Origin of the sequence: Methyloceanibacter sp., from assembly GCF_050728395.1 — a bacterium.
Taxonomy (GTDB): domain Bacteria; phylum Pseudomonadota; class Alphaproteobacteria; order Rhizobiales; family Methyloligellaceae; genus Methyloceanibacter.
In genome coordinates this window covers 1-23,539 of sequence record NZ_JBOHJB010000049.1, presented here as the reverse complement: position 1 = coordinate 23,539, position 23,539 = coordinate 1, and the positions used below count along the sequence as shown (strand labels likewise).

Below are 23,539 nucleotides of genomic sequence, written 5' to 3'. Positions count from 1 at the left end.
AGGTGCTTGGAGACCGCAGGCCCGCTCATCTTGAACGGTTTGGCAATCTCGTTGACCGTGGTCTCGCCAAGCGCAAGCCGCGCGAGGATCGCGCGTCGCGTCGGGTCGGCGAGGGCTGCGAAGGTGGCGCTCAGGCGGTCGGCAGACATCGTTGATAACCTATTGGTTAAATAACCGTTCGGTTTAGTACGCCATCGGCCCTCCCCCGTCAAACCTAGGCGACGCATTGACTCGCAACGCTTGCTCGCCCGATGCTGGAGGCAATTTTGAGCGGGGCCGGCAAGGAATGGGGGGCTTTCATGCATTTGACCCGTCGGGTTGCGGTCGGAATGTTGCTGACCGGCGCCAGCGTGTTGATCAGTGGGAATTTTTTGGCGACTGAGGCTCTGGCCGCGCGCAAGCGCTCATCGTCGGCGAAGAAGCCTGCGGCGAAGAAGCCGGCCGCCGCCGGCAATAAGCCAGCACAGCTCAAGGCAGGGCAATTCGAGTGGCACCCCGAGCGGTCGCCGTCAGGCCCGCTCGCCATTATCGTCTCGCTGACCAAGCAGCGCGTCTATGTCTACCGCAACGGCATCCAGATCGGGGTCGCCACCTGCTCGACCGGCAAGAAGGATTACGAGACGCCGACCGGGGTGTTCACCATCCTGGAGAAGGAAGAGGAGCATTATTCGAACACCTATGACGATGCGGCGATGCCGATGATGCAGCGGCTGACCTGGGACGGCATTGCGCTTCATGCCGGCAAGCTGCCAGGATATCCCGCCTCGCATGGCTGCGTGCGCCTGCCAAAGGCGTTCGCCGAGAAGCTCTACGCCGTCACCCAAACCGGCACGCCGGTGATCATCGCCGACGATTCGACGCAGCCGGCATCGGTCTACGACCCAGGCCTCCTGCTCGGGGCCGAAGCCAAGGACGAGCTCGGCAAGGCGTCGAAGAAGAAAAAGAAGCCCGCTTTCTCCAAATCGAACGCGGTCACCTCGATCCTCGTGTCGAGCGCCGACAAATCCATCTACGTGATCCAGAACGGCGACATCGTCGCCCAAGGCACGGCCGAGATCGAAGATCCCAAAAAGCCGCTCGGCTCGAACGTGTTCATCCTGGAGAAGGGCGACGAGGACGGCTTCACCTGGCAGGCCACCGGCTACAGCACCGGCAAGAAAGGCGCGGCGAAGCCGAGCTCGTCGCTCGTTGAACGGATCAAGCCGCCGGCAGACGTGCAGGCGGCGATCGACGAGCGCATGAAGCCTGGCATGGTGTTCGTCACCACCGATCAGCCCGCCACGCCGGAGACGCGGAGCGGCAAGGACTTCACGGTAATGGATTCGGAGGGGAAGTGAGGAGGGCTGATCCCCCCGCGCTTACCTAGGGCAAATCCAACACTAGCAAGGCCGGCAAATGCATTTCTTGCCGGGTCCGGCAACACCGGGAAATTTGGTGCAAGACCATTTGGTGCCGGCGGCGCAGCGATGCGTGCCGAACATGCACCCGGCTTTTTGCACCGCCGAATAGCTGCCGGTGACAGCATGTGTGCCCACGGCTCCCGTCAGCGGTGTCGCCTCAGCTTTCCACATCAGAAATCCAGCAACGGTCACTGCTGCGGTCATGGATAGAACAAGCAGGAGCCTGGTCATGGGTGCCTCTCCTTGGTTTGGGAACCCCGCAACATACACGAGTTCGGCACCGTCAGAACCTTCTCCATGAGGTAGTGGCTAACGCGCCTGGACCATCCAAATTTTTCAGGAAAGTGGCGCGCCCTCACGCTATGCCGTGTCCAATACAGCCTTTCTGACGGACTGCGGTAGGGCGATCGAGCGAAAAAAGGTCTTTGGATAGAGATAATCGTCCCCGGATTCGTCGACGATCCGGAGGAGATCATGCTTCTCCGCGTCAGCGTCGCGGAGTGCGATATAGATTTTTCGCTTCTCAAGCGAGGCCGGGTAGCCATCGTTATCGACGCATACGACGAGCTGTTTTGTTCGTGTCTTTGCCATGCTTTTGGTCACTTGAACTCCATGGCGGGGCCAGAGAAGCGAGTAATGGTCTAGGCCGCGGACACGTAAATTTCTTTGCCTAATCGCTCGAACTTTACGCGCTCGGCTTCAAAGCCAAGTGGGTCGCCGCTGGCCGAATATCGCCGCTCCAGCCGAGCCCCCCCTTTAGAACACGTCAATCACAATGCGGGTTCCGTCTTTTTCAATGCGCGGCACCGGTGACGATGCGAGATCAGAAAGGTCCTTGATCATCGCGCGACCGACCTCGGCTAAGGATGGGAAGATAATCCTCGTCAATTCATCCGACGCGCTCATCGTCTTTTCTCCCCTGTGAAATCACGCTCGTTGCACTATGCCTTTGATGCTCCGTCGAGCAACTTAGCCAGAAGGCTAACGAAGGCAATAAACTCCAACGCTTGCTCCGGATCATCCTTGATGAGCTTATGAGCCCGAGGATTTCTCAATCCGGCGACTGCGCCCGAGAACATCATCATGTAGCCGAGTTGCTCATTTCGATCAGATTCATCAATGAGCTCGTTGAATTTTAAGATCGGATTTTTCAGGCTAAAGGCCCGCTGCATCAAGGTCGTGCCGTCCTCCTCGATTCCGCTTCGAAGACGCACAAGAGTATTGAGGGCCTTTACCGCATCTTCTATCGCATTGGCATAGTGCTCGTTGCGATAGAGACCGCTTGCTGCTCGATCAATTTCAGGATGGAGTTCGAGTCCTTCGTAGGCGCGCAGCGCCTGATCCTCCGGCGATTCAGCCTCGTCCCCCAACTGCTCCTTGAGCACAGTTATGGCTGTCGCTATTTTACTTTTGGCGTCACCAAGCCCCTTGTGGTAGCCCGCTGCATAGTCGGCAGGCTTTCGATTAAAGCGTGAAACGCACCTATAAAAGGGTGTTACGTAGTGACGTCTCCGATCTGGCGTATTGTCGCCAAACACGGCCGTTAAGGTCTCATCGACTTTGGTGTAGAGGCCGTCAAGTTCTCGCTTCTTGTCATCACTCCAATGTTCGGTTCTTGCCTGTTCCAATTCCTTCAGGCGCCGCTCAAGCTTAGCAATGCTCGCTTCGATCTGACGGGGGCTCCTCTTCGAATGCATTGCAGCCCTACCTAATAAGCACTCCTAAGAATATTTGTTCTTAGCTTAAGTTATTGAAAGGCGTGGCGCGCCCGGAAGGATTCGAACCTCCGACCCCCAGATTCGTAGTCTGGTGCTCTATCCAGCTGAGCTACGGGCGCTTTTAGCCACGAATGCCGCGTCTCGCGGCACGAAAGGATGGCGCGCTTTCGGGGCGGCCAGTCCTGCTACCTAATGCCTTGACCGGATGAAGGCAAGCCGCGCCAAGTCCCGGTAGCCCTTGAAATCGGCAAGCCAGGGTGGGGCCCCGCTCCCCCCTTGCGGGGGAGCAGGATCGGCGTAGCCGATCCGAGGGGGGTGAGGCGCGAGTCATCTTTCGTAACCCCCCTCCCTATCCCTCCCCCTCAAGGGGGGAGGGGAGAGCAAGCGGATTCACCTGCAAGAAACCCAAAAGGCAGCAGATGGCTGGGCCAACGGCAGAAGGAGGGGAAAATCAAGCGCTGCGGCGCCTCGCGCGCTGGAGGTCGACCACCACGTCCGGGATGATCACGCGGAAGGTGGCGCCGCCTTCGTTGCTGGCCAGCATGATCTGGCCGCCATGGGCGTTGACGAGCTCGGCGGCTATTGCCAAGCCAAGTCCGGTGCCGCCTTTGCGCGCCACGCTCTGGAACGCCTCGAACAGATGCGCCCTCGCCCGCTCCGACACGCCGGGCCCGGTATCGCGCACGTCGATCAAGGTGACCGAGCCTTCGCGCCGCGCGGTAATCACGATCTCGCCCATGCCGTCGGCTTCGCTTTCAAGCGCCTGCACGGCGTTGCGGCAGAGATTGCTCAAGACGCGAAAGAGCTGATCGCGGTCGGCGTCGACCTTGAGGTCGGGCGGAACGTCAAGGTTCCACTCGATGAGATCGGGCCGCGGCAGGGCGAGCCCCTCGCCCACCTCGGTAACGAGCGGGGCAAGCTCGAACTGCTTGCGCTTGGGCGGGGTCTCCTGCGCCTGGCCGAAATCCAGGGTGCGGGCGCACAGCCTGATGGCGCGGTCGAGCGAGGCGAGCAGCTTCGGCACGAGCTGCTGCACGCGCTCGTCCTTGACGCTGCGCAAGCGGTCGGAGAGGAGCTGCGCGCTAGACAGCATGTTGCGGAGATCGTGGCTGATCTTGCTCACGGCGAGGCCAAGGGCTGCGAGCCGGTTCTTCTGGTTGAGCATGCCGGCAAGCTCGGCCTGCATGGCGGCAAGCTCGCGCTCGGCGGTGCCGATCTCGTCGCGCCGCCCAGACGGCGTGACGATGCGCGTCGGATCCTCCGGCCGCTCGCTGAAACGCACCATGTTCCAGGTAAGCTTGGTCATCGGCTTGACCAGAAGCATGTCGAGCGTGAGGTAGACGAGTGCCGCGGTGATGATCGAGATCAGGATCGACAGCCCGAGAATGTCGAGGCCATAGCGGATCATCGCCGCCTTGAGCGGCGCCTCCTCCATTACCACCTCGATGAACTCGCCGGTGGCGAAGTTCGGCTTGCCGACGACGCGGATCACGCGATCGGCGGGCTCGGCGAAGACCATGAGCGCGTCGGAAATCAGGGTGAGCCAGGTGGCGTCGCGAAGATCGTAGGAGGCGTCGATCTCGGCGGGCATGTCCTCCTCGAGGATCAGCCGGCGCGAATCGGTGCGCTTCACGGCGACGGCCTTCACCTTGACGCTTTGCAGAAGCTCGTCGCGCAAGGTCCGAGGGAGCTGGCCGCCCGGTGCCGCTTCAGCGGCAAGGGCCGCGATCTGCGCATCTTCGAGTCTAGCCATCAGCCATTGCCGGCGGAAATTCGACACCGAGGGCACGAACACAAGCACCTCGGCCACCATGACGAAAACGATGGTCAGCAGCAGCAGCTTGCCGGAAAGCCCGGGCCCATAGCGGGCGGGCTCGCTCTTCTCCTTGCCGGCGCTCTGAATGTCGTCGCTCACGTAAAGCACCCGCTCCGCCAAGCTCAAAGGCGCAAAGCCGAGCCGTTCGCCCATGCTATCCGAAGCGGCGCAAAAAATCGATGATGCGGCGTAGCGAACGTTTGGCCAAAGAGGGTTGATAAAAGGTATAGGCCACACGCTTCGACAATTCAGACAGCGTGGGATAGGGCAGCACGAGCCCGGTCAAGTCGCCGATCCGCATGTCTCGCGCGAGCGCCATGATCCAAAGCTGGAGCAGCTCGCCGGCCTCGGCGCCGACGATGGTGCAGCCGAGGATCTCGCCGTTCGGCCTAGTAATGACCTTGATGAAGCCGTGGGTGGTGTGCTCGGCCTGGGCCCGGTCGTTGTCGGCGTAAGGCCAGCGCAAGATGCGGATGCGGCGATATTTGGTGCGCGCCTCGGCTTCGGTAAGGCCAACTTGAGCCAGCTCAGGTTCGGTAAAGGTGACGCGTGGGATGGCGGTGGCGCTCGCACGCGGCCGCAAGCGGAACAGGGCATTCCTGATCACAATGCCGGCGTGGTAGTTGGCGAGATGGGTGAATTGAGCGCCGCCGGTCACGTCGCCGATGGCGTAGACGCGGTGGTTGGTGGTCTTGAGCTGCTGGTTCACCTTGATGCCGCGGGCGTCGTAAACGATGCCGGCCCGCTCGAGACTCAGGCCTTTGACGTTGGGCTTGCGACCGGTGGCGACCAGCAGGTGGCTTCCCTTGATGACCTCGGTCTCGCCCTGCTTGCCGATATGCACGGCGACGCCCTGGATGGCGCGCTCCACCCGTTCCACCCGCGTACCGGGATGCATCAGCACGCCCTGCTCGATGAAGCGATCGATGACGATGCGGCTCGCTTCAGGGTCCTCGTGACCGAGGATGGCGGCGGCATCGACGATGGTGACATGGGCGCCGAGCATGCGATGGGCCTGGGCGAGCTCCATGCCGATGGGCCCGCCACCAAGCACGATCAGGTGCTGGATCCGCTCGCTCACGTCGAAGATGGTCTCGTTGGTGAGGTAGGGCACCTCGTCGAGACCGGGGATCGGCGGGATGACCGGAGAGGAGCCGCTGGCCACGACGAAGCGACGGGCGCGGATCAAATAGTGCCCCGCCTCGACGGTGTTCTTGTCGAGGAAGTTGGCCTGCTCCTGGAGGACGCGGACGCCAAGCCCCGTGTAGCGCTCGACGGAATCGTTCGGTGCGATGGCGGCGATCACTCCATGCACGTAATCGTGCACACGCGCGTGGTCGACTTGCGCTTCGATGACGTCGATGCCAAAGGCTCCCGCGGTGCGCACGGCCTCGGCGCGCTTGCCGGCGGCGAGCAGCGCCTTCGACGGCACGCAGCCGTAATTGAGGCAGTCGCCGCCCATGCGGCCCTTCTCGATGAGCACCACGGGGACGCCGAATTGAGCCGCCGCGGCAGCCACAGAGAGGCCCCCCGACCCTGCGCCGATCACGCAGAGGTCCGGTCGCAGCACCTCTTCCATGTTAGCCCCTCTTCCCCGTGGCTCACGCCCTACGCCGGCTTGCGCCTGAAACGCCTGACCGCAATGGGGATCAGCGCAACGAGCCCAAGCGCCACAAAGCCCGCGATGAGCCCAGGGGTGAGCAAGGCCCGGGGCTCAAGCACGAACGGGCATAACTCTTCCGCATCTGATCCCATCTTGGCAAGGCAGGATTGGTGCGCCGCTTGCTGAGCCACGATAACACTGTCCAGGCCTTTGCCGGCGATGGAATAGGCGAAACTTCCCGGGACGATGCCGATGACCGTGGCAAGCGTGTAGGTCCAAAGGCTTACACCAAGAAGCGCAGGGGCGAGATTGACAAGCCAGAACGGGAAGATGGGTACGAGGCGCAGGAACAGGAGGTAGTTGAAGGCATCCTCCTGGAAGCCCTGCCGGAGCTTCGCAAGCCAAGGCCCTGCCCGGGCGGCGAGCGGCTCGCCAAGGGCGGTGCGCGCAATCAAAAACACGAGGACGGCTCCGGCTGAGGCGGCGACCATGGAGGCCAGTCCACCCCAGAACCAGCCGAACAGGAACCCTCCGGCGAGGGTGAGGACCGCGGCTCCCGGCAAGGACAAGGCGACGGTCGCGGCATAGATGGCCATGAAGGCGAGGATGGCGACGACGGTGTGGCCGGCGATCGCCGCACGCAAGGCTTCGCGGCGATCCACCAGCTCCTGCAAGGTGAGGTAGCGCTGCCAGCCCATGGCGAAGACGAACGCCATGCCGGCAAGCAGCAAGAGCAGCGGCCACAACCGCTTCAACCAGGCGAGCGCAGTGTCCTCCTTATTGGGCGCGGCCGCCATGTCATTCCTCAATGCCGATAATGTCCCTGAATAAGCGACAGCGGGGCGCCTGCGAAACCGCCTATCGCGCCGAATTGATGCCCCGTAACCACAGTTGATGGCGTTCTTGTCGCAGTTTGGCGATTTCGCGAGCCCTGTATGATGCCGCCATCAGGCGCTTAAGCCTGAGACACAAGGAGGATAGCATGGTCGTGCGATTCTATGCCGTTGCCTCTATCGCACTTGCTTCTTTGCTTCTGGGGGGAACCGGCATCGCTCGTGCCGGCGACGATTATTCCAATCCTCAATCCGGCGATTCCTATTCGCCGCCCGAGGCTGGCGAGCAACCGGCTCAGCCCGACGACAGCGCAGCCCCGCCGCCCGAGGATGACAGCGCTACCGCGCCCGACGACAGTGGCGGCTACGATAACGGCGACGACGCCCCACCCCCGTCAGACCAGCCTGAGTAACTCACGCCTGCCGCATCCCTCCTCGACTGCGGGGGAGGGATGCACTGCCGCAACCGTCATGCCCGCGGATTGACTTGGCGGTTCCTGCCACCTATAAGCCGCCAAACCCTGCATCCAGCGGAGATTTGGCGTGAAACGCACCTACCAACCATCGCGGCTCGTCCGCAAGCGGCGCCACGGCTTTCGCGCCCGCATGGCGACCAAAGGCGGACGCAAGGTGCTGGCGCGGCGCAGGGCCAAGGGGCGCAAGCGTCTGTCGGCTTGATCGGCTGCCAGCGCGAGGGCCAGCCTCCACGGTGACGGCAATCGGACGCCTCAAGACCCGCGCTGAATTCCTGCATGTGAGGGACGGATCGCGTTTTGCCGCGCCTTCCCTCGTGCTGCAGGCCCGCGCGCGCGGCGAGACGGCCGATACGCTGCATGACGTCGCCCGCTTCGGCTTCACCGCGAGCAAGGCCTTAGGCGGCGCAGTCTTGCGCAACCGGGCGCGGCGGCGGCTGAAGGAGGCCGTGCGGATTGTCGGTCCGGAGCGTGCCGTCCCCGGCTACGATTATGTCTTGATCGCTAGGGCAGGCACGGTACAACGGCGCTTCACCGAGATTACCAGGGACCTTGAGCGGGCGCTGACCAAGGTCCATCAGGCGCCGAGGCTCTAGACAGCGCTGAAAGCCTTCAGACAGGACCTTAGGCCGTTGCCACTCTGACCGCGCAGCCCGCGGCCAACAGCGAAAGCGATATGGACGAAAACAACCGCAATTTCATCCTCGCCATCGTCCTGTCCATCGGCGTGCTGTTCGCGTGGCAATATTTCTTCGTGCCCAAGCATCTGCCGCAGCAGCCAGGGCAGCAGACGGCAGAGCAACAGCAGCAACAGCAGTCGCAGAAGCCGGCCGAGCCTGGCCCGCCGCAGCCGCGCTCCGAGGGCGAGGCCGCTGCCCCTGGCGGCACGGCAGCTCAGCCTGGCGGCGCCCAAGCCGTCACGCAAACGCGCGACGGGGCGCTCGCCTCAAGCCCGCGTGTCGCCATCGACTCGCCGGGCATCAAGGGCTCGATCAATCTCAAGGGCGCGCGCCTCGACGACGTCGTGCTCAAGAAGTACCGCGAGACCGTCGACCCGAACAGCCCGAACGTCTTGCTGCTGTCTCCGGCAGGCTCGCCGCACCCCTATTATGTCGAGCATGGCTGGGTCGCCGAGACCGGCAAGGATGTGGCGGTGCCTGGCCCCGATACGGTGTGGAAGGCTCAGTCGAAGGACCCGCTCACGGTCTCGACCCCGGTCACGCTCAGCTATGACAATGGCAACGGGCTCGTCTTCACCCGCACCATCGCGATCGACAACAATTTCATGTTCACGGTGACCGACGCTGTGGCCAACAGCGGTTCGGAGCCGGTGAAGCTTTATCCCTACGGCCTCGTGTCAAGGCTCGGCGTGCCGCTCACCCAGAGTTTCTACATTCTGCATGAAGGGCTGATCGGGGTGGTCGACGGAAGCCTCGAGCAGATCACCTACAAGAAGGCGGTCGGTAATCCGGCGGCGACCTTCAAGGTCAAGTCCGGCTGGCTCGGCATCACCGACAAATATTGGGCCGCCGCGGTGGTGCCGGAACAGGGCAAGGATTTCGAGGCGCGCTTCAGCGGAACGCCCGGCGCCGCCGGCGCCGAACATTTTCAGAGCGACTATCTGCTGGGCGAGGTCTCGGTGCCAGCCGGAGGCACGGCCGAGACCAAGGGCTACGTGTTTGCCGGCGCCAAAGAGGTCAATCTCGTCGACCGCTACGCCACCGAATACGCCATCCCCAAATTCGACCTCTTGATCGATTGGGGCTGGTTCTACTTCCTCACCAAGCCGATGTTTTACGCGCTCGACTTCTTCTACAAGCTCGTCGGCAATTTCGGCCTGGCCATCCTCATCGTCACGCTCGTGATCAAGCTCGTGCTCTTCCCGCTCGCCAACAAATCCTACGTGTCGATGAGCAAGATGAAGAAGCTGCAGCCCGAGATGGCGCGGATCAAGGAGCGTTTCGGCGACGACCGCGTGCGCCAGCAGCAGGCGATGATGGACATGTACAAGAAGGAGAAGGTGAACCCGGCCTCAGGCTGCCTGCCCATCCTCGTGCAGATCCCGGTGTTCTTCTCTCTCTACAAGGTGCTGTTCGTCACCATCGAGATGCGGCATGCGCCGTTCTTCGGCTGGATCAAGGATTTGTCGGCGCCCGATCCGACGTCCGTGTTCAACCTGTTCGGTCTGCTTCCCTTCGACCCGGCGACGGTGCCGATGGTCGGTCATTTCCTCATGCTCGGCGCCTGGCCCTTGATCATGGGCGTGACCATGTGGGCGCAGATGAAGCTCAATCCGGCGCCGCCGGACCCGGTGCAGGCCAAGGTGTTTGCCTGGATGCCGGTCTTCTTCACCTTCCTGCTTGCCGGCTTCCCGGCGGGGCTCGTGATCTATTGGGCGTGGAACAATTTCCTGTCGGTGATCCAGCAATCGGTGATCATGAGCCGGCAGGGGGTGGAGATTCCGCTCCTTGAGAATCTCGGCTTCAAGAACAACAAGAACCGCGCCAAGGGCGAGACCGAAGGGTAGAGCCTCTTCACCAATCGCAGATTATCGTCATGCGGAGTGGTTTGCCGCGCGGGTGACAATGGCGATCCCCAACTTCACCGCTGCCGAGCTCAAACGTGGCGAGGCCTTGTTCAAGGTGCCCTCGGCCTTCGTCAAAGGCGTCGTCAAGGTCGCAGACCTGCCCAACGAGGGGCGGCCGGAAGTCGCGTTCGCCGGGCGCTCGAATGTCGGCAAATCGAGCCTGATCAATGCCCTCGCCGGCCAGAAGAGCCTGGCGCGCGTCTCGGTGACCCCCGGGCGGACCCGGGAGCTCAACTTCTTCACCCTGGGCAAGGACGGCGCTTTCTACCTCGTCGACATGCCGGGCTACGGCTATGCCCGGGCCCCCAAGGCCGAGGTCAAGGGCTGGACCCGTCTCATCCAGGACTACCTCAAGGGGCGGCGCGAGCTGAAACGGGTGTTCCTGCTGATCGACGCCCGCCACGGGCTCAAAGACAGCGACCGGGAGATCATGACGTTGATGGATGAGGCCGCGGTCTCCTACCAGGGGGTGCTGACCAAGGCCGACAAGCCGAAGGCGGCCGAGCTTGCCGCCATCGAGGCGAAGGTTTCCGCCGAGATCGCCAAGCGTCCGGCGGCTTATCCACAACTGATCGCCACCTCGGCCCGCACCGGGGCAGGCCTCCCCCAGCTTCGCGCCGTCATAGCAGCACTTGCCGATGGTGGAATGAGCATCTAGTCACCCCCGGCGTCATACCGGCGAAAGCCGGTATCCAGTTCTTTTTCTGGCGCTTCGCGCGCTGGATTCCGGCTTGCGCCGGAATGACGGTGACGGTCATCCTCCGAACCAAGCATGCTAACCTCGCTCGCAAACGCGATTGTGCCTTCAGCCACCCGCCCGCTATAAGCACACCGGTGAGCAAGACCAAATCATCACCGGCAAGATCGACGGACGCCCCTGCCCCTGAAGCGGGAAAGGCCGGCCTCGCCTCCATCTATGCCAATGCCAAGATCCTGTCCGAGGCGCTGCCCTTCATGCAGCGCTACGACAACGCCACAGTGGTGGTGAAATTTGGCGGCCACGCCATGGGCGACCCCGAGCTCGCCGCGACCTTCGCCCGCGATATCGTGCTGATCAAGCAGGCCGGCGTGAACCCGATCGTGGTGCATGGCGGCGGCCCGCAGATCGGTTCCCTGCTCGAGCGGCTCAACATCCGTTCGGAATTCAAAGGGGGCTTGCGCGTCACCGACCGGGAGACCGTCGAGGTGGTGGAGATGGTGTTGGCCGGATCGGTCAACAAGGAGATCGTCGCCGCCATCAACGCTCAAGGCGGCAAGGCGGTCGGCATCTCCGGCAAGGACGCCAATCTGATGCGGGCTCGGCGCATCGAGCGGCGCTTGCGCGATCCAGATTCCAATATCGAGGAGATCGTCGATCTCGGCTTTGTCGGCGATCCCATCGCCGTCGATCCGCACATCATCGACGTGATCATCCACTCGGACCTGATCCCGGTGATCGCCCCGATCGGCGTTGGACCTGAGGGCGAGACGCTCAACATCAATGCCGATACCTTCGCCGCGGCGCTCGCCACGGCGCTCAAGGCAAAGCGGCTGTTGCTTTTGACCGACGTGGAGGGCGTGCTCGACAAGACCGGGGCGCTGATCAAATCGCTCACGACGGCGGAGGCGCAAGAGCTGATTGAGGACGGCACCATCTCGGGCGGCATGATCCCCAAGATCGAAAGCTGCATCGACGTGATCGCCGAAGGGGTCGAGGCGGTGGTCATCATCAACGGCAAGGTTCCGCACGCGGTGCTGCTCGAACTGTTCACCGAGCACGGCGCCGGAACCTTGATCGAGCGGCGCGCGCGCAAGGGCCGCGCCAAGGGGTCGAGATGACCGAAAGGCTCGGCGCCAGCACGGACTTCGGCCATGTCGAGGCCTGGGTCTTCGACCTCGACAACACGCTTTATCCCGCCGACTGCAATCTCTTCGCCGAGATCGACACCCGCATGGGCGATTTCATCGCCGCGCGCTTCGGCGTCTCGCTGGAAGAGGCGCAGCGCATGCGCAAGTCCTATTACTACCAATACGGCACCACGCTCGCCGGCCTGATGCGGCTGCATGATGTGTGCCCGAATGCCTTCCTCGATTATGTGCACGACATCGACTTAAGCGTGATTGCGCCGGCACCTGAGCTTGGCCAAGCCCTCGATGCGCTGCCCGGGCGCAAGTTCGTCTTCACCAACGGCTCGCGCCGCCATGCAGAATCGGTAATCGCGCGGCTTGGACTCGACGGGCGCTTCGAGGATGTGTTCGACATTCATGCCGCAGAGTTCATTCCGAAGCCTGAGCGCGCGGCCTATGAGCGCTTCATGAGCGCCCATGCGGTCGCGGCGGGAAGCGCCGCCATGTTCGACGACTTGCCTCACAATCTCCGCACCGCCCACGGCCTCGGCATGACCACGGTGCTTGTAGATTGCGGAAAGATCGATCATCCAGAGCACCGCGCCATCGCCGGCTGGGGCGAGCTTCCCTCCCATATCCATCACCGCACTGACGCGCTCGCACCCTTCCTTGCCGGCATCGGCGCCATGCGCGCCGAAGAAGCGGACCGCGCCGCTTCCGCCGGCGCCTATTGCTGCCTGTGAGCCTCGAGGCCGATCCGACATGACGCATGAGCATTTGAAGAGCTTCATCGAGAGTGCCTATGAGCACGCGGGCGACATTTCGCCCAAGACCAAGGGCGTGGTGCGCGATGCGGTGGAGGAGACGCTCGACCTGCTCGACAAGGGCGAGGCGCGCGTGGCCGAGAAGATCGACGGCGTGTGGGTGGTGAATCAGTGGCTGAAGAAGGCGATCCTGCTCTCCTTCCGCCTCAACGAACCGCAGAAGGTCGAAGGCGGCCCTGCCGGCGGCGCCTGGTGGGACAAGGTCCCGACCAAATTCGCCCATTGGAAAGCCAAGGACTTCAAGGAGGCTGGCTTCCGCGCCGTGCCCGGCGCCATCGTCCGCCGCTCGGCCTATATCGCACCTGGCGTGGTGCTGATGCCGTCCTTCGTCAATCTCGGGGCGCGGGTCGACAGCGGCAGCATGGTCGACACCTGGGCGACCGTGGGCTCCTGCGCCCAGATCGGCAAGAACGTGCATCTTTCCGGCGGCGCCGGCATCGGCGGCGTGCTCGAGCCGCTGCAGGCTAACCCGGTGATCATCGAGGACAATTGCTTCATCGGCGCTCGCGCCGAGGTCGCCGAAGGCGTGATCGTCGGCGAAGGCTCGGTGTTATCGATGGGCGTCTATCTCGGCCAGTCGACCAAGATCGTCAACCGCACCACCGGCGAAGTGATGCAAGGCCGCGTGCCGCCTTATTCCGTGGTGGTATCGGGAACCTTGCCGGGCAAATTGCTGCCGAACGGTGCGCCCGGCCCTTCGCTCTATTGCGCCGTGATCGTGAAGACCGTCGATGAGGGCACCCGCGCCAAGACCTCCATCAACGAGCTGCTCAGGGATTGAGGCCGTCTGCAGGAGCGACCGATGAGCCTGACCGACCTTCTGTTCAGCTTCAAAGGCCGCATCAACCGCAAGCCTTGGTGGCTGGCCACCATCGCTGTGGGTCTCGCGGCGAGTGTCATCACCGCGGTCATCGAAATCGTTGCGAGGTCGTCCGGTCACGTCGCCGTCGACACGGTGACCAATCAGGTCGAGCCGACCGGACTTCTCGGCTTGGCCGTGCTCGCCGTCGGCCTCGCCAATATGTGGATCGGCTTTGCGCTCAGCGTGAAGAGGCTGCACGACCGGGACCGCAGCGGCTGGTGGCTGGTCTGGCAGCTCCTGATCATTATTCTTGTCGTCATCTTCATCGTGGTGGCCATCGTCGTGCCGGAGGAGCAAAGGCCGCTGTGGTATGCCTTGGGCGGTGGCGCAGGAGTGTTGGCGTTCGTCATTTCAGTCTGGCTGTTCGTGCAGATCGGCTTCCTGCCCGGCACGCAAGGTCCCAACCGCTTCGGCCCAGACCCGCTCGGCGCCATGCGAGCCGACGCCCAGCTTTAGGCCAGGCTCCATCGACTCTCGCTGCCGGTTCAGCAAAAAGCTATACAGGGCGCCAGGAAGCAGGGCCGCACCATGACCGATTTGAGCGAAACGCCGGTTGAACTTGCCAAAGACCTGATCCGCTGCCCCAGCATCACGCCGACAGATGCAGGCGCACTGGACGTGCTGGAGCGGGCCTTGGCGCGCGGCGGCTTTCACTGCCGGCGCCTGACCTTCACCGAGGACGGTACGCCCCCGGTCGACAATCTCTTCGCCCGCATCGGCTCAGGCTCCCCGCATCTTTGCTTTGCCGGGCACACCGACGTGGTGCCGCCGGGGAGCGAAGACCTGTGGACCTACCCTCCGTTCGGCGGCGTGATCGAGGACGGCATGCTCTATGGCCGGGGCGCCGCCGACATGAAAGGAGCCATCGCCGCTTTCGCCGCCGCCGCGCTCGATTTCGCCGGAGCCAAGGGCCAGGATATCCCCGGCACCATCAGCCTCCTCATCACCGGCGATGAAGAAGGCCCTGCGATCAACGGCACCCGCAAGGTGCTCGAGTGGATGACCGCCAATGGCGAGCAGCCCGACCACGCGCTCGTCGGCGAGCCGACCAACGCCACCAGGCTCGGCGAGGCCATCAAGATCGGACGGCGCGGCAGTCTCAACGGGCGCATCACGGTCACCGGTGTGCAAGGGCACGTGGCCTATCCGCATCTCGCCTTGAACCCGCTGAAAGGACTCATCGCGCTGCTCGTGCGGCTCTACGACCAGCCGCTCGACTTCGGCAGCGCCTATTTCTCGCCGTCGAATTTCGAGGTCACCAGCATCGATGTCGGCAACCCCACCACCAACGTCATCCCGGTCAAGGCCGAGGCGATGTTCAACATCCGCTACAACGACCGCCACTCTGCCGATTCGCTGCAAAGCAAAATTCGGGAGCTCGCGGCGAAGTTCCTGGGTGGCGGGGGGCTCGACTACGAGCTCGCCTTCGAGCCGCCAAGCAACACCTTCCTCACCGAGCCGGGGCAGCTCGACTCGACCCTGACCCAGGCGGTGCGCGAGATCACCGGGATCACGCCGTCGCTTTCCACCGACGGTGGAACCTCGGACGCGCGCTTCATCAAGGAGATGTGCCCGGTGGTGGAGTTCGGGCTGCTCACCGAGACCATCCACAAGATCGACGAGCAGATTAGCCTTGCCGATCTTGCGCAACTGACGGCGGTCTACCGGCGTTTCCTCGATCTCTATTTCGAGGAATTCGGGATCTTCGAGCTTGTCTGACCCGCGCCCGATCGGGGTCTTCGACTCCGGCATGGGCGGGCTCACGGTGCTGCGTGCGCTTGGCCAGCGTCTGCCGCGGGAGACCTTCGTCTATCTTGGCGACACCGCCCGCCTCCCCTACGGCACCAAGAGCGCCGAGACGGTGCGGGCCTACGCGTTGCAGGCGACGCGGCTCCTCATCGCCGAGGGCGTGAAAATGGTGGTGATAGCCTGCAACACGGCCTCCGCCGTGGCGCTCGAGCCTCTAGCCGAGGCACTCGCGCCGGTGCCGGTCATCGGGGTGATCGAGCCGGGCGCGCGAGCGGCCGTCGCCGCCACGCGCAACCGCCGCATCGCCGTGATCGCCACCGAAGGCACGGTGAAGGGCGAAGCCTACCCGCGCGCCATCCACGCACTCAAAGGCGAGATGAGCGTGGTGCAGCGGCCCTGCCAGGTGTTCGTCGCACTCGCCGAAGAGGGCTGGACGGAGTCCTCCGTCACGACCGAAGCGGCTCAGCGTTATCTCGGCTCGCTGTTCGAAGGGGCGGCGGCGCCGGACACCATCGTGCTCGGCTGCACCCACTTTCCGGTGCTGGCGGCCGCCATCCGGCAAGCGATCGGCGCTGATGTCGCCGTGGTCGACTCCGCCGAGACCACGGCGGCCGCGGTCGCCGAGGCTCTCGAAGCCAAAGGCATGAGCAATGAAACCGGCCGGGCGTCATCCATGCGCTTCTTTGCCACCGACTCGCCCGAGCGGTTTGCGCGGGTGGGCGCGATCTTCTTGGGCCGCCCGATCGATCTCGCCGATGTTGAGCTGATCGACCTCAGGTCTTAAGTCGCGCGCGCTCACTTCATCGGATGGTCCGGCGCGAGGTAGTGCGCGATCGAGGCCTCTAGACCGTTGGCGGAGGTGTGCCGTCGGGCAGCGCCGACGAGGCTGCAGTTGGATCAGGTGGCTGTGGTGTCTTCGACGGCGGCGCGTCGGCCGCGGTGCCGACCTCCTTGAACAGCATGGCGAGCCAGCTGCGCCCCAGCAACAGCAGCACCATTGCCGCATAGACGATGGTGCCGATGAGCAGGAGAACCGCAAGGGTAATTTCCTCGCGGAAATGGGCAAGCCCGGCGAAGGCCTTGCCCAGCACCAGGCTGCCGAAATAGAGCACGACCGCGAGCACGGCGCCGGCGAGGAACAGCCTGATCACCGGGCGGAGCCCGGCCCCCGACACGGCAAAGCCGCGACGCCTGGCGAAAATGGTGAGCAGGGTCAGATTGATCCAAGCCCCGATGCTGGTGGCGAAGGCGAGGCCCACTTGCGCAAGCGGTCCCATCAGCATGACCTTGAAAGCGATGTTCACGGCGGCGGCGAGCAGCGCCGCCTTCACCGGAGTGAGCGTGTCGCCACGGGCATAGAACGGAGCGGTGAAGCTTCGCATCATGACGAAGGGCAGGAGCCCGATGGCGTAGGCCGCGAGCGTGGCGCCGGCGGCTGCCGCATCGGCGGCGGTGAAGGCGCCGCGGGCAAACAGCGCCCGCATGATCAGGTCGGGAATGGCGATGGCGCCGGCAACGCTAGGGACGGTCATCAGCAGCGCCAATTGGATGCCGCGCGCCTGCGCCAGCGCGGCACCTCGCTCGTCGCCTGCCGCAAGCCGCCGCGACATCTCCGGCAGCAGCACGGTGCCGACGGCAATGCCGACCACACCGATGGGAAGCTGATTGATGCGGTCGGCGTAATAGAGCGCCGACAGAGCGCCGGTCGGCAGGAAAGATGCGATCAGGGTATCGGCGAAAAGCGCAAGCTGCACGCCGCCGGCGCCGACAATGGCGGGCCCGAGCGCCTTCAGGAAGCGGCGCGTGGTCGGGTCGAGTTTCGGCATGCGGAACCTGATGCCAACGCCGTTCATCTCGGCGTCCGCGGCGACGAGGATGACCTGCGCCACGCCGGCGATGAGCACGCCCCAGGCGGCGGCGTAACCGGCGCTGTGGAAATAAGGCGCAAGCAGCAGAGTCGCGATCAGCGAGACATTGAGCAGGACCGGAGCCCCGGCGGCGGCGGCAAATCTCTGATTGGCGTTGAGCACGCCGGCCAGCAGGGTCTCGATCGACACGAGCGCGAGATAGGGAAAGGTGATGCGGGTGAGCGCAACGGCGAGATCGAAGCGGGTTGGATCGAGACCAGGCGCCAGGATGCTCACCACCCAGGGGGTGAACAGGATGGCAAGCGCCAGCAGGAAGAGATTGATGGCGATCAGCGCCGCGGCGATGCGGTCGGCGAACAGCTTGGCGGCGTCGATGCCAGTTTGCTGAAGCGTGCGCGCATAGGCCGGCACGAAGGCCGCGGCAAAGGCCCCTTCGGCGAAGATGGCGCGGAAATGGTTGGGCAGGCGAAAGGCGACGAAGAAAGCGTCGGCCATGGGACCGGCACCGAGCACCGCGGCCATCACCACGTCGCGGATGAAGCCCGAGATGCGGGAGACCAGCGTCCACCCGCCGACGGTGGCGATGCGCTTGATCATTCGTGGTTTTGGGCGGTCATTCCCCCTCCCTGCTCGCGGCAGAGAGGTAAAGCAAAATCAGCGCCTTGGCCAACCCTTCCCCTTCTTCCCCTGCGGCGAAAGGCCCCCTCGCGGGGATTGGCCCTTCAACCGTCATGCCCGGACTCGATCCGGGCATCCATGCCGCTGCGTCAACCGCTTGGAATGCCAATGGGCTGGATTGCCGCAGCGTGTCCCGGCAACGACGGTCGCCTGAACGTCCAGGAGGACACTGCGCAGTGTCTCAGAAGCTCATTCCGAGAGCCGACAGAAGGACGTGATGCCCTTGACCAGGGCCGTAACCATCTGCGCTCGGCGGGCCCGGCTTTCGAGCTCAAGCTCGTTTTCGGGATTGGCGATGACGCCAGCCTCTAACAAGATCGCCGGCACCCGCGCGCCCTTCAGCACCATCAGTGCGTCGTAGCGGAACAGACCGAGTTTGGCGTCGAGGACCGGCCGGCCTTCGCCCTTGATCGGTTCGCTGTGGTGCGTGCTTGCGGTAAAGCCCGCCTGACGCAGCTCAGCGCCAACTGCAAGCGCAAGGTGCTGGCTCGCCTCATAGGCGCGCGAGCGGCCGGAAACGAAGAGTGAGTAGCCGCGGGCCTTGGGATATCGGGTGAACTGCGTGACCTTGCCATCCAACACCTCCCGCTCGAGATATTTCGGCTGCACTGAATCGTGGTGCAAAGAGAGGATGATGCCGAGTTTGATCGCGGCAAGCTGCCTGGCCCGATTGATCAGTGAGATGTCTTTACCGTCCTCGTTCACAATGTCGACTTGCATCGCGCGAGAGCGCAGCGCGTCGGCAAGGTCGTAGGTCAGGGCTCGATTGAACGAATATTCCGTTCTGCCGCGCGCACTGATGGCGCCTGGCCGGTCAAGCGTGTGACCGACGTCGAGGGTGACGGTGGGCGGGGCGCCGCAAATCGAGCCTGACGCCGCAAAAGACGGAGGCGATGCCACAAGCGGGGCCGCCATGATGACGGCGACAATTGGCCTGCGCAGCCAAGCGCGCGACCAGGTTCGTGAGGTCGCCGCTGCTGGCGAGGGCTGTGTCAATTGGCGCTCTGCAGAAAACCGATCTGCTCGCGGTAGCGCTGCTCCAGGCAAGACGCATTAGAACCGCAAGCGTTGCGCCGGTCCATCCAGGCGCGCTGCTTCTTGGTGTAGTAGCTGGCGCGCCCGCTCATTTTCGCACTCGCATAAAGCTCGCTTATCTGAACGTCCAATCCCGCCAACAAAGGTGAGCTGCAAATTGCGCGCTCGGCCGCAAGACTTGCCTTGGCGCAGGAAAAACTTGGACCCGCACTGCTTTCGGCTTGGCCGCCGCCTTGCAGGCTGCCGATCCTCTCCCGATAGCGCTGCTCCAGGCAGGAGGTATCCGAGCCGCAAGCGTTGCGGCGATCGAGCCAAGAGCGCTGCTCAGCCCGCACCGAACGCGACCCGCTGCCCCCGGCGTAAAGCTCGGCGAGCTGAAGGTCGAGGCTAGCCAGCGTTGCCGAGCTACAGATCGTGAACTCGGCGGGCAGACTCGCCTTGGCGCAGGAGAAGCTTGGATAGGCCTGAGGCTGCTGCGGCGGCGGTGGCGGCAGTCGTGGCGGCGCCACCGGCGCCGGGGCCGGTTGCGGTGCCGGCCGCAAGTCGAGCAGCGCCTGATCGCGAAGCGTCTTCGCCTCGTTGTCATATTTCCCGCTGGGAAACGCATCGATATAGAGATCGCAGTAGCGAAGCCGCTCGCTCGGCGAGGTGCCGTCGACGCAAGCTTGATAACGTGGAAGCTCGGTCTTCGCCCTGAGCAGGGTTTCGGCCTGCTCTGCCTTCGGATGATTGGGGAAGTCCCGCAGAAATTGCTTGTAGCAGTCGGCGTCATCCTTCTCGACGCAGTTGAGATAAGCGAGGTCGACGTCCTGCTCGCTTTTGCCGGGCTCCGCGCCTTTAGAAGGCGGGACGACCGGTGTCGGAGTCACCGGCTTAGGTGGCTCCTTGGCCTCAACCTCGATTGATCGACCGGCGAGAAAGATCCGCCCGCCAATCGTCTCATCATAAATCGCCGGAACCTGCACGTGCGGCTTGCCGGTCTGCTCATCGATAACGCTCTGCGCCTTGCTGGCGACTTCCTCCTTCACTTCCCCCATAATGTCGTCGAGATGCCGCCCCGGCGTCGGCAGATATTTGACGAATTCGGTCATGAATACCGAGTTCTTATCGCTCCCCGACAGCCGATCGAGTGCCGTCTGGCCGAGGCCGGCCGAATAGATCGAGAACACGCCCTGCGTGGGCTTCGCTTCGACGCCATGAGAGACCCGAACGAGGGATTTGGTCCCTTGGTCCGTTGCCTTGGCAAAAGGATTGTCCCGGCAAGCATCCGAGATGAAGATCACCAAGCCTTCTTGCTGACCCGTCTTCGCATCGATGAGCTTGTCGCGGATCTTCGCTATGACGTCGTCTTCTGCGAATGCGCTCCTGCGCGCGCGTTCCCGATCCGCCGGACTATCGCCCTTGATCGCCGGAAAATCGCTTGGCAGAAGCAGATTGACGCTGTCCGGCCTCATGCCATGGCCGGAAAAGAAAAACAGGACGGTGTCGTTCGCCGCCACTTTTCCCGCCAAGTCGTTGACACTTTCGATCATCTGATCGAGCGTCGGATTGCGTGCGAGTACGACGCTGAACCCAAGCCGCTTGAGAGCTTTTTCAAGCGTCTCGGCGTCGCTCACGGCATTTTTGAGTTGAAGTTCCTGTGACAGATTTGCGTATTGATCGATGCCGATGACGAGGGCCAAGCGGTTCTCGGCTCGGGCCGAAAGACTCGTCGTCGCGAGCATGAGTGCGAAGCAGAACAGGAAGCGGATCGCGCGACGCATTGCTACCTCCCGGAAGCGACACTCTATTCGCAACTATCGCGCGAAACCTTGCGTCAGCCAAGCCGAACAAAGGCTAAGCCCAAGGGTCGGCCGTCCTACTGCCCGGCGGCTTTGAAATAGAGCGCTTCCGCCGGTAGGGAGCCATAGGTGAAGGGCTCCTGTTGTCCTTTGGTGTTGGTCTTCACATCGTCGCGCACCTTGCGGAACAGCATGTTGATCTCAAGCCCAGGCTCGCCGATATGGGCAATGAGCGCTTGCGCGAACGGGCTGTTCGCGCCGTCGCCGTCCTGGGCGAGTTGCCCGTCGCGCGCCGAATAGGCGACCAGCACGCCGCCCGAAGGTTCGATGCGGGCAAGCCCGCGGCCAATCGAGCGGGTGCCGCCGGCGCTCGCCATCTTGGCAATGAACGGGTTCTCGCGGCAGGCATCGAGAATGACGAGCCGGAGCTTCTGCGCGCCTTCCACCTTGGCGAGCACGCGGTTGAGCGGAACCGCCTCGTCGTCGACATGAGTGGCGTTGGCAAGCTCGGCATCAACCGGGATCAGGTAATTAACGCCACCGACCTCGATGCCGTGACCGGCGTAATAGACGAGCGCCCAGTCATATTGCGGCGCCTTGTCGCCAAAGGACTTGAGCTCGGCGATGAGCGCGGCGAAGTCCAAGTCATGCTTCTCGATCACCTCGAAACCGATGCTGCGCAGCGAGCCGGCAATGGCGCGCGCATCGGCGTCGGCGTTCTTCAGCCCCCGCACGTTGCTATAGGCGCTGTTGCCGATCACCAGGGCAATGCGCTTGCCTTGATCTGCTGACGGCAGCGCAAAGGCTGCGGGCGGCGACTTCAGGTTGGCCTGCGCAAGCTGGCCCGCCGAACTCAGCGCCGCAAGCCGGGACCGCGCCAGTTTTTCGTAAGGCAGTGCATCGGCCGACGACCCCGCCAGAACCTTTTCGTAGTCCCTCTTGGCAAGCTCGGTCTCGCCAATCTTCTCGTAGGCCTCGCCTCGCTCGGCATAGACCGGCCGTGCGTTCTCCTCGGGATAGCTAATCCTAATCATCTCGGTCAGGTCGGCGACAATGAGACGCACGTCCCCCGTGCGCCTGTAGCAATCAATCCTGAGCCGCAAAAAATCCGGACGATTCTTGTCACTGAGGTCGAGCGCTTTAGAGATGTCGGCAATCGCTTTGGCCGTGTTGCCCCTGGCAAGATATGCCTCAGCGCGAGTCTTGTAGATCTCGGGCGCATCGGTACTGCCGGGACCGCAATCATTCTTAAGAGCCAGATCAAAGTCAGCTTCAGCGGGCTCAACGTCGCCGTTCCTCAAGCGCGCCGCCGCTCTGTGCATGTAGAGGGCAGCTTTGCACCAAGTCGATTGCTTGTTGTTGAGTTCGCGGGTGCAGGCTTCGGTGAAACCCTTTTGACACTGGGCAAAGTCACTCTCTTTGGCGCCAGCTGCTGCTTTCACCTGATCTGTGCCAGCGTTTGACGGACTCGAGTGCGGGTTCCAAACTGGCTGTATTTCGTTGAAGCCGGATCCCGCGACTTTCGCGGCGAGGCTATCTTTACTCGCGAGCTCGGTCTTGCCCATTCGTTCGTAAAGCTCCGCTCGCAATCCGAGATAGTAGCGCCGATCGACAAAGGCCTGCCGATCCTCGATCAGCTTCGTGATCTCGATCACAGCGAGGTCGTACTGCTTGTTGCAGATGTAGCCAGTGACCCGATCTGCCTCAAACGCACTGTCCGTCAATCGGGCCACATCCCCGAGACAAGGTTTCGCGCCGTTGTCGTAAGGCGGAGACGTCTTGAGCGGCCAACCCTCGCGTTGTTTGAGCTCCGCCAATTCCTGTTCGGCGGTCTCGCGTGCCCATTGGTCGGTTGGATGTCCGGTGAGGTGGGAAAGGGCGGCCCGGAAGTCACTGCTTGCACGTTCCCGATCGCCCTTCTTGACGTAGGTGAGGCCCCTGGACGTGTAGGAGATTGCAAGCCCTGGCTTAAGCCTAATCGCCTTGCCCAGATCGGAAATGGAGCGATCGTAATCGCCCTTCATTCTGTAAGCATCACCCCGATTAGAGAATGCGTCCGCATACTTAGGGTCCAGGGCAATTGCCTTGTTATATTCGGTGATGGCGCGGTCGAAATCGTGCTGAGCGTTATATGCGACGCCGAAGTTGTTGTGGATGGTGGCGTTCGTTGGATCCAAGCGAACGGCCTGCTCATAGTCAGCCATAGCACGTGGGAGGTCGCCCTGTTTGCTATAGGCTAGGGCGCGGTTGTTGTAGGCGGGGCCCAGATTTGTCCCCTTCTTGTTTGCCTTAATAAGGCGTGTACACGCAGCTTCGGCACGCTCGGCGCTGCCCCCAGTACAATCTGACCAATCTTGTTTGTTGTCGGCCAGCGCCGGCGTGGTCCACGCTATGAGGCCTGCCAGCAAGAGTATCGCCGAGCGCATGATTCGCTCCCCCCCAAAGGGTACTTTCGCCACCCTCGATCATTCACCCCGAACTATAG

24 protein-coding genes and 1 tRNA gene are annotated in these 23,539 nt (G+C 63.1%); 12 read left to right on the top strand and 13 right to left on the bottom strand.

The window, feature by feature from the left end; all coding sequences use genetic code 11:
* Positions 1-149: ArsR/SmtB family transcription factor (locus tag ACREC7_RS10295; protein WP_431555594.1), on the bottom strand; the 149-nt coding region annotated here is incomplete at its 3' end.
* A 150-nt stretch (positions 150-299) separates the two neighbouring features.
* Between ACREC7_RS10295 and ACREC7_RS10290 the strand changes: the two genes are divergently transcribed.
* The gene (locus ACREC7_RS10290; RefSeq protein ID WP_431555593.1) at positions 300-1,337 is read left to right on the top strand and encodes a L,D-transpeptidase; all 1,038 of its coding nucleotides are present in this window, start codon (positions 300-302) and stop codon (positions 1,335-1,337) included.
* 42 nt (positions 1,338-1,379) lie between these two features.
* Here ACREC7_RS10290 and ACREC7_RS10285 read toward each other — a convergent pair whose 3' ends face one another.
* The 8 genes from ACREC7_RS10285 to ACREC7_RS10250 all read right to left on the bottom strand — a co-directional run bounded on the left by ACREC7_RS10285 (position 1,380) and on the right by ACREC7_RS10250 (position 7,334).
* Complete coding sequence (locus tag ACREC7_RS10285; protein ID WP_431555592.1) at positions 1,380-1,631, bottom strand: hypothetical protein; 252 nt, start codon at positions 1,629-1,631, stop codon at positions 1,380-1,382.
* A gap of 129 nt (positions 1,632-1,760) precedes the next feature.
* Positions 1,761-2,003, bottom strand: coding sequence for a hypothetical protein (locus ACREC7_RS10280; protein WP_431555591.1), 243 nt, complete (start codon positions 2,001-2,003; stop codon positions 1,761-1,763).
* 153 nt (positions 2,004-2,156) lie between these two features.
* Entirely contained in the window at positions 2,157-2,306 is a 150-nt protein-coding gene (locus ACREC7_RS10275; protein ID WP_431555590.1) for a hypothetical protein, read from the bottom strand.
* A 35-nt stretch (positions 2,307-2,341) separates the two neighbouring features.
* On the bottom strand, positions 2,342-3,097 hold the full coding sequence (locus tag ACREC7_RS10270) for a TIGR02391 family protein (RefSeq protein WP_431555589.1): 756 nt from the start codon (positions 3,095-3,097) through the stop codon (positions 2,342-2,344).
* Positions 3,098-3,160: 63 nt separating this feature from the next.
* Positions 3,161-3,237 (bottom strand) — tRNA-Arg (locus ACREC7_RS10265).
* Positions 3,238-3,569: 332 nt separating this feature from the next.
* Positions 3,570-5,087 (bottom strand): sensor histidine kinase, encoded by a 1,518-nt coding sequence (locus tag ACREC7_RS10260; protein ID WP_431555588.1) that lies wholly within the window; start codon positions 5,085-5,087, stop codon positions 3,570-3,572.
* Position 5,088: 1 nt separating this feature from the next.
* Complete coding sequence (locus ACREC7_RS10255) at positions 5,089-6,513, bottom strand: dihydrolipoyl dehydrogenase family protein (RefSeq protein WP_431555587.1); 1,425 nt, start codon at positions 6,511-6,513, stop codon at positions 5,089-5,091.
* Positions 6,514-6,542: 29 nt separating this feature from the next.
* Positions 6,543-7,334: a TVP38/TMEM64 family protein gene (locus ACREC7_RS10250; protein ID WP_431555586.1), complete on the bottom strand. Its 792-nt coding sequence runs from the start codon at positions 7,332-7,334 to the stop codon at positions 6,543-6,545.
* 185 nt (positions 7,335-7,519) lie between these two features.
* Here ACREC7_RS10250 and ACREC7_RS10245 point away from each other — a divergent pair, with 185 nt between their 5' ends.
* The 11 genes from ACREC7_RS10245 (at position 7,520) to murI (ending at position 16,476) form a co-directional block, all read left to right on the top strand.
* Entirely contained in the window at positions 7,520-7,783 is a 264-nt protein-coding gene (locus ACREC7_RS10245) for a hypothetical protein (protein ID WP_431555585.1), read from the top strand.
* Positions 7,784-7,913: 130 nt separating this feature from the next.
* Complete coding sequence (rpmH, locus tag ACREC7_RS10240) at positions 7,914-8,048, top strand: 50S ribosomal protein L34 (RefSeq protein ID WP_424391246.1); 135 nt, start codon at positions 7,914-7,916, stop codon at positions 8,046-8,048.
* A 31-nt stretch (positions 8,049-8,079) separates the two neighbouring features.
* Entirely contained in the window at positions 8,080-8,439 is a 360-nt protein-coding gene (gene rnpA / locus ACREC7_RS10235) for a ribonuclease P protein component (protein ID WP_431555584.1), read from the top strand.
* A gap of 80 nt (positions 8,440-8,519) precedes the next feature.
* Positions 8,520-10,370: a membrane protein insertase YidC gene (yidC, locus tag ACREC7_RS10230; RefSeq protein WP_431555583.1), complete on the top strand. Its 1,851-nt coding sequence runs from the start codon at positions 8,520-8,522 to the stop codon at positions 10,368-10,370.
* A 58-nt stretch (positions 10,371-10,428) separates the two neighbouring features.
* On the top strand, positions 10,429-11,088 hold the full coding sequence (gene yihA / locus ACREC7_RS10225; RefSeq protein ID WP_431555582.1) for a ribosome biogenesis GTP-binding protein YihA/YsxC: 660 nt from the start codon (positions 10,429-10,431) through the stop codon (positions 11,086-11,088).
* Positions 11,089-11,264: 176 nt separating this feature from the next.
* On the top strand, positions 11,265-12,248 hold the full coding sequence (gene argB, locus ACREC7_RS10220) for an acetylglutamate kinase (protein WP_431555581.1): 984 nt from the start codon (positions 11,265-11,267) through the stop codon (positions 12,246-12,248).
* Complete coding sequence (locus ACREC7_RS10215; RefSeq protein ID WP_431555580.1) at positions 12,245-13,000, top strand: pyrimidine 5'-nucleotidase; 756 nt, start codon at positions 12,245-12,247, stop codon at positions 12,998-13,000. Before argB ends, ACREC7_RS10215 begins: the two co-directional genes overlap by 4 nt.
* 19 nt (positions 13,001-13,019) lie before the next feature.
* Positions 13,020-13,862: a 2,3,4,5-tetrahydropyridine-2,6-dicarboxylate N-succinyltransferase gene (gene dapD, locus ACREC7_RS10210; RefSeq protein WP_431555579.1), complete on the top strand. Its 843-nt coding sequence runs from the start codon at positions 13,020-13,022 to the stop codon at positions 13,860-13,862.
* Between the two features lie 21 nt (positions 13,863-13,883).
* Entirely contained in the window at positions 13,884-14,399 is a 516-nt protein-coding gene (locus ACREC7_RS10205) for a DUF805 domain-containing protein (RefSeq protein WP_431555578.1), read from the top strand.
* Positions 14,400-14,471: 72 nt separating this feature from the next.
* On the top strand, positions 14,472-15,662 hold the full coding sequence (gene dapE / locus ACREC7_RS10200; protein ID WP_431555577.1) for a succinyl-diaminopimelate desuccinylase: 1,191 nt from the start codon (positions 14,472-14,474) through the stop codon (positions 15,660-15,662).
* On the top strand, positions 15,655-16,476 hold the full coding sequence (murI, locus tag ACREC7_RS10195; RefSeq protein WP_431555576.1) for a glutamate racemase: 822 nt from the start codon (positions 15,655-15,657) through the stop codon (positions 16,474-16,476). The genes dapE and murI overlap by 8 nt, the downstream gene beginning before the upstream one ends.
* Before the next feature lie 58 nt (positions 16,477-16,534).
* Here murI and murJ read toward each other — a convergent pair whose 3' ends face one another.
* The 4 genes from murJ to ACREC7_RS10175 form a co-directional block, all read right to left on the bottom strand.
* Positions 16,535-18,157 carry a murein biosynthesis integral membrane protein MurJ gene (gene murJ, locus ACREC7_RS10190; protein WP_431555575.1) on the bottom strand — a complete coding sequence of 541 codons (1,623 nt, stop codon included), beginning with the start codon at positions 18,155-18,157 and terminating at the stop codon, positions 16,535-16,537.
* A gap of 270 nt (positions 18,158-18,427) precedes the next feature.
* Positions 18,428-19,153 (bottom strand): N-acetylmuramoyl-L-alanine amidase family protein, encoded by a 726-nt coding sequence (locus tag ACREC7_RS10185; protein ID WP_431555574.1) that lies wholly within the window; start codon positions 19,151-19,153, stop codon positions 18,428-18,430.
* Between the two features lie 77 nt (positions 19,154-19,230).
* The gene (locus ACREC7_RS10180; RefSeq protein WP_431555573.1) at positions 19,231-21,036 is read right to left on the bottom strand and encodes a caspase family protein; all 1,806 of its coding nucleotides are present in this window, start codon (positions 21,034-21,036) and stop codon (positions 19,231-19,233) included.
* A gap of 95 nt (positions 21,037-21,131) precedes the next feature.
* Positions 21,132-23,480, bottom strand: coding sequence for a caspase family protein (locus ACREC7_RS10175; RefSeq protein WP_431555572.1), 2,349 nt, complete (start codon positions 23,478-23,480; stop codon positions 21,132-21,134).
* Positions 23,481-23,539 lie beyond the last annotated feature (59 nt).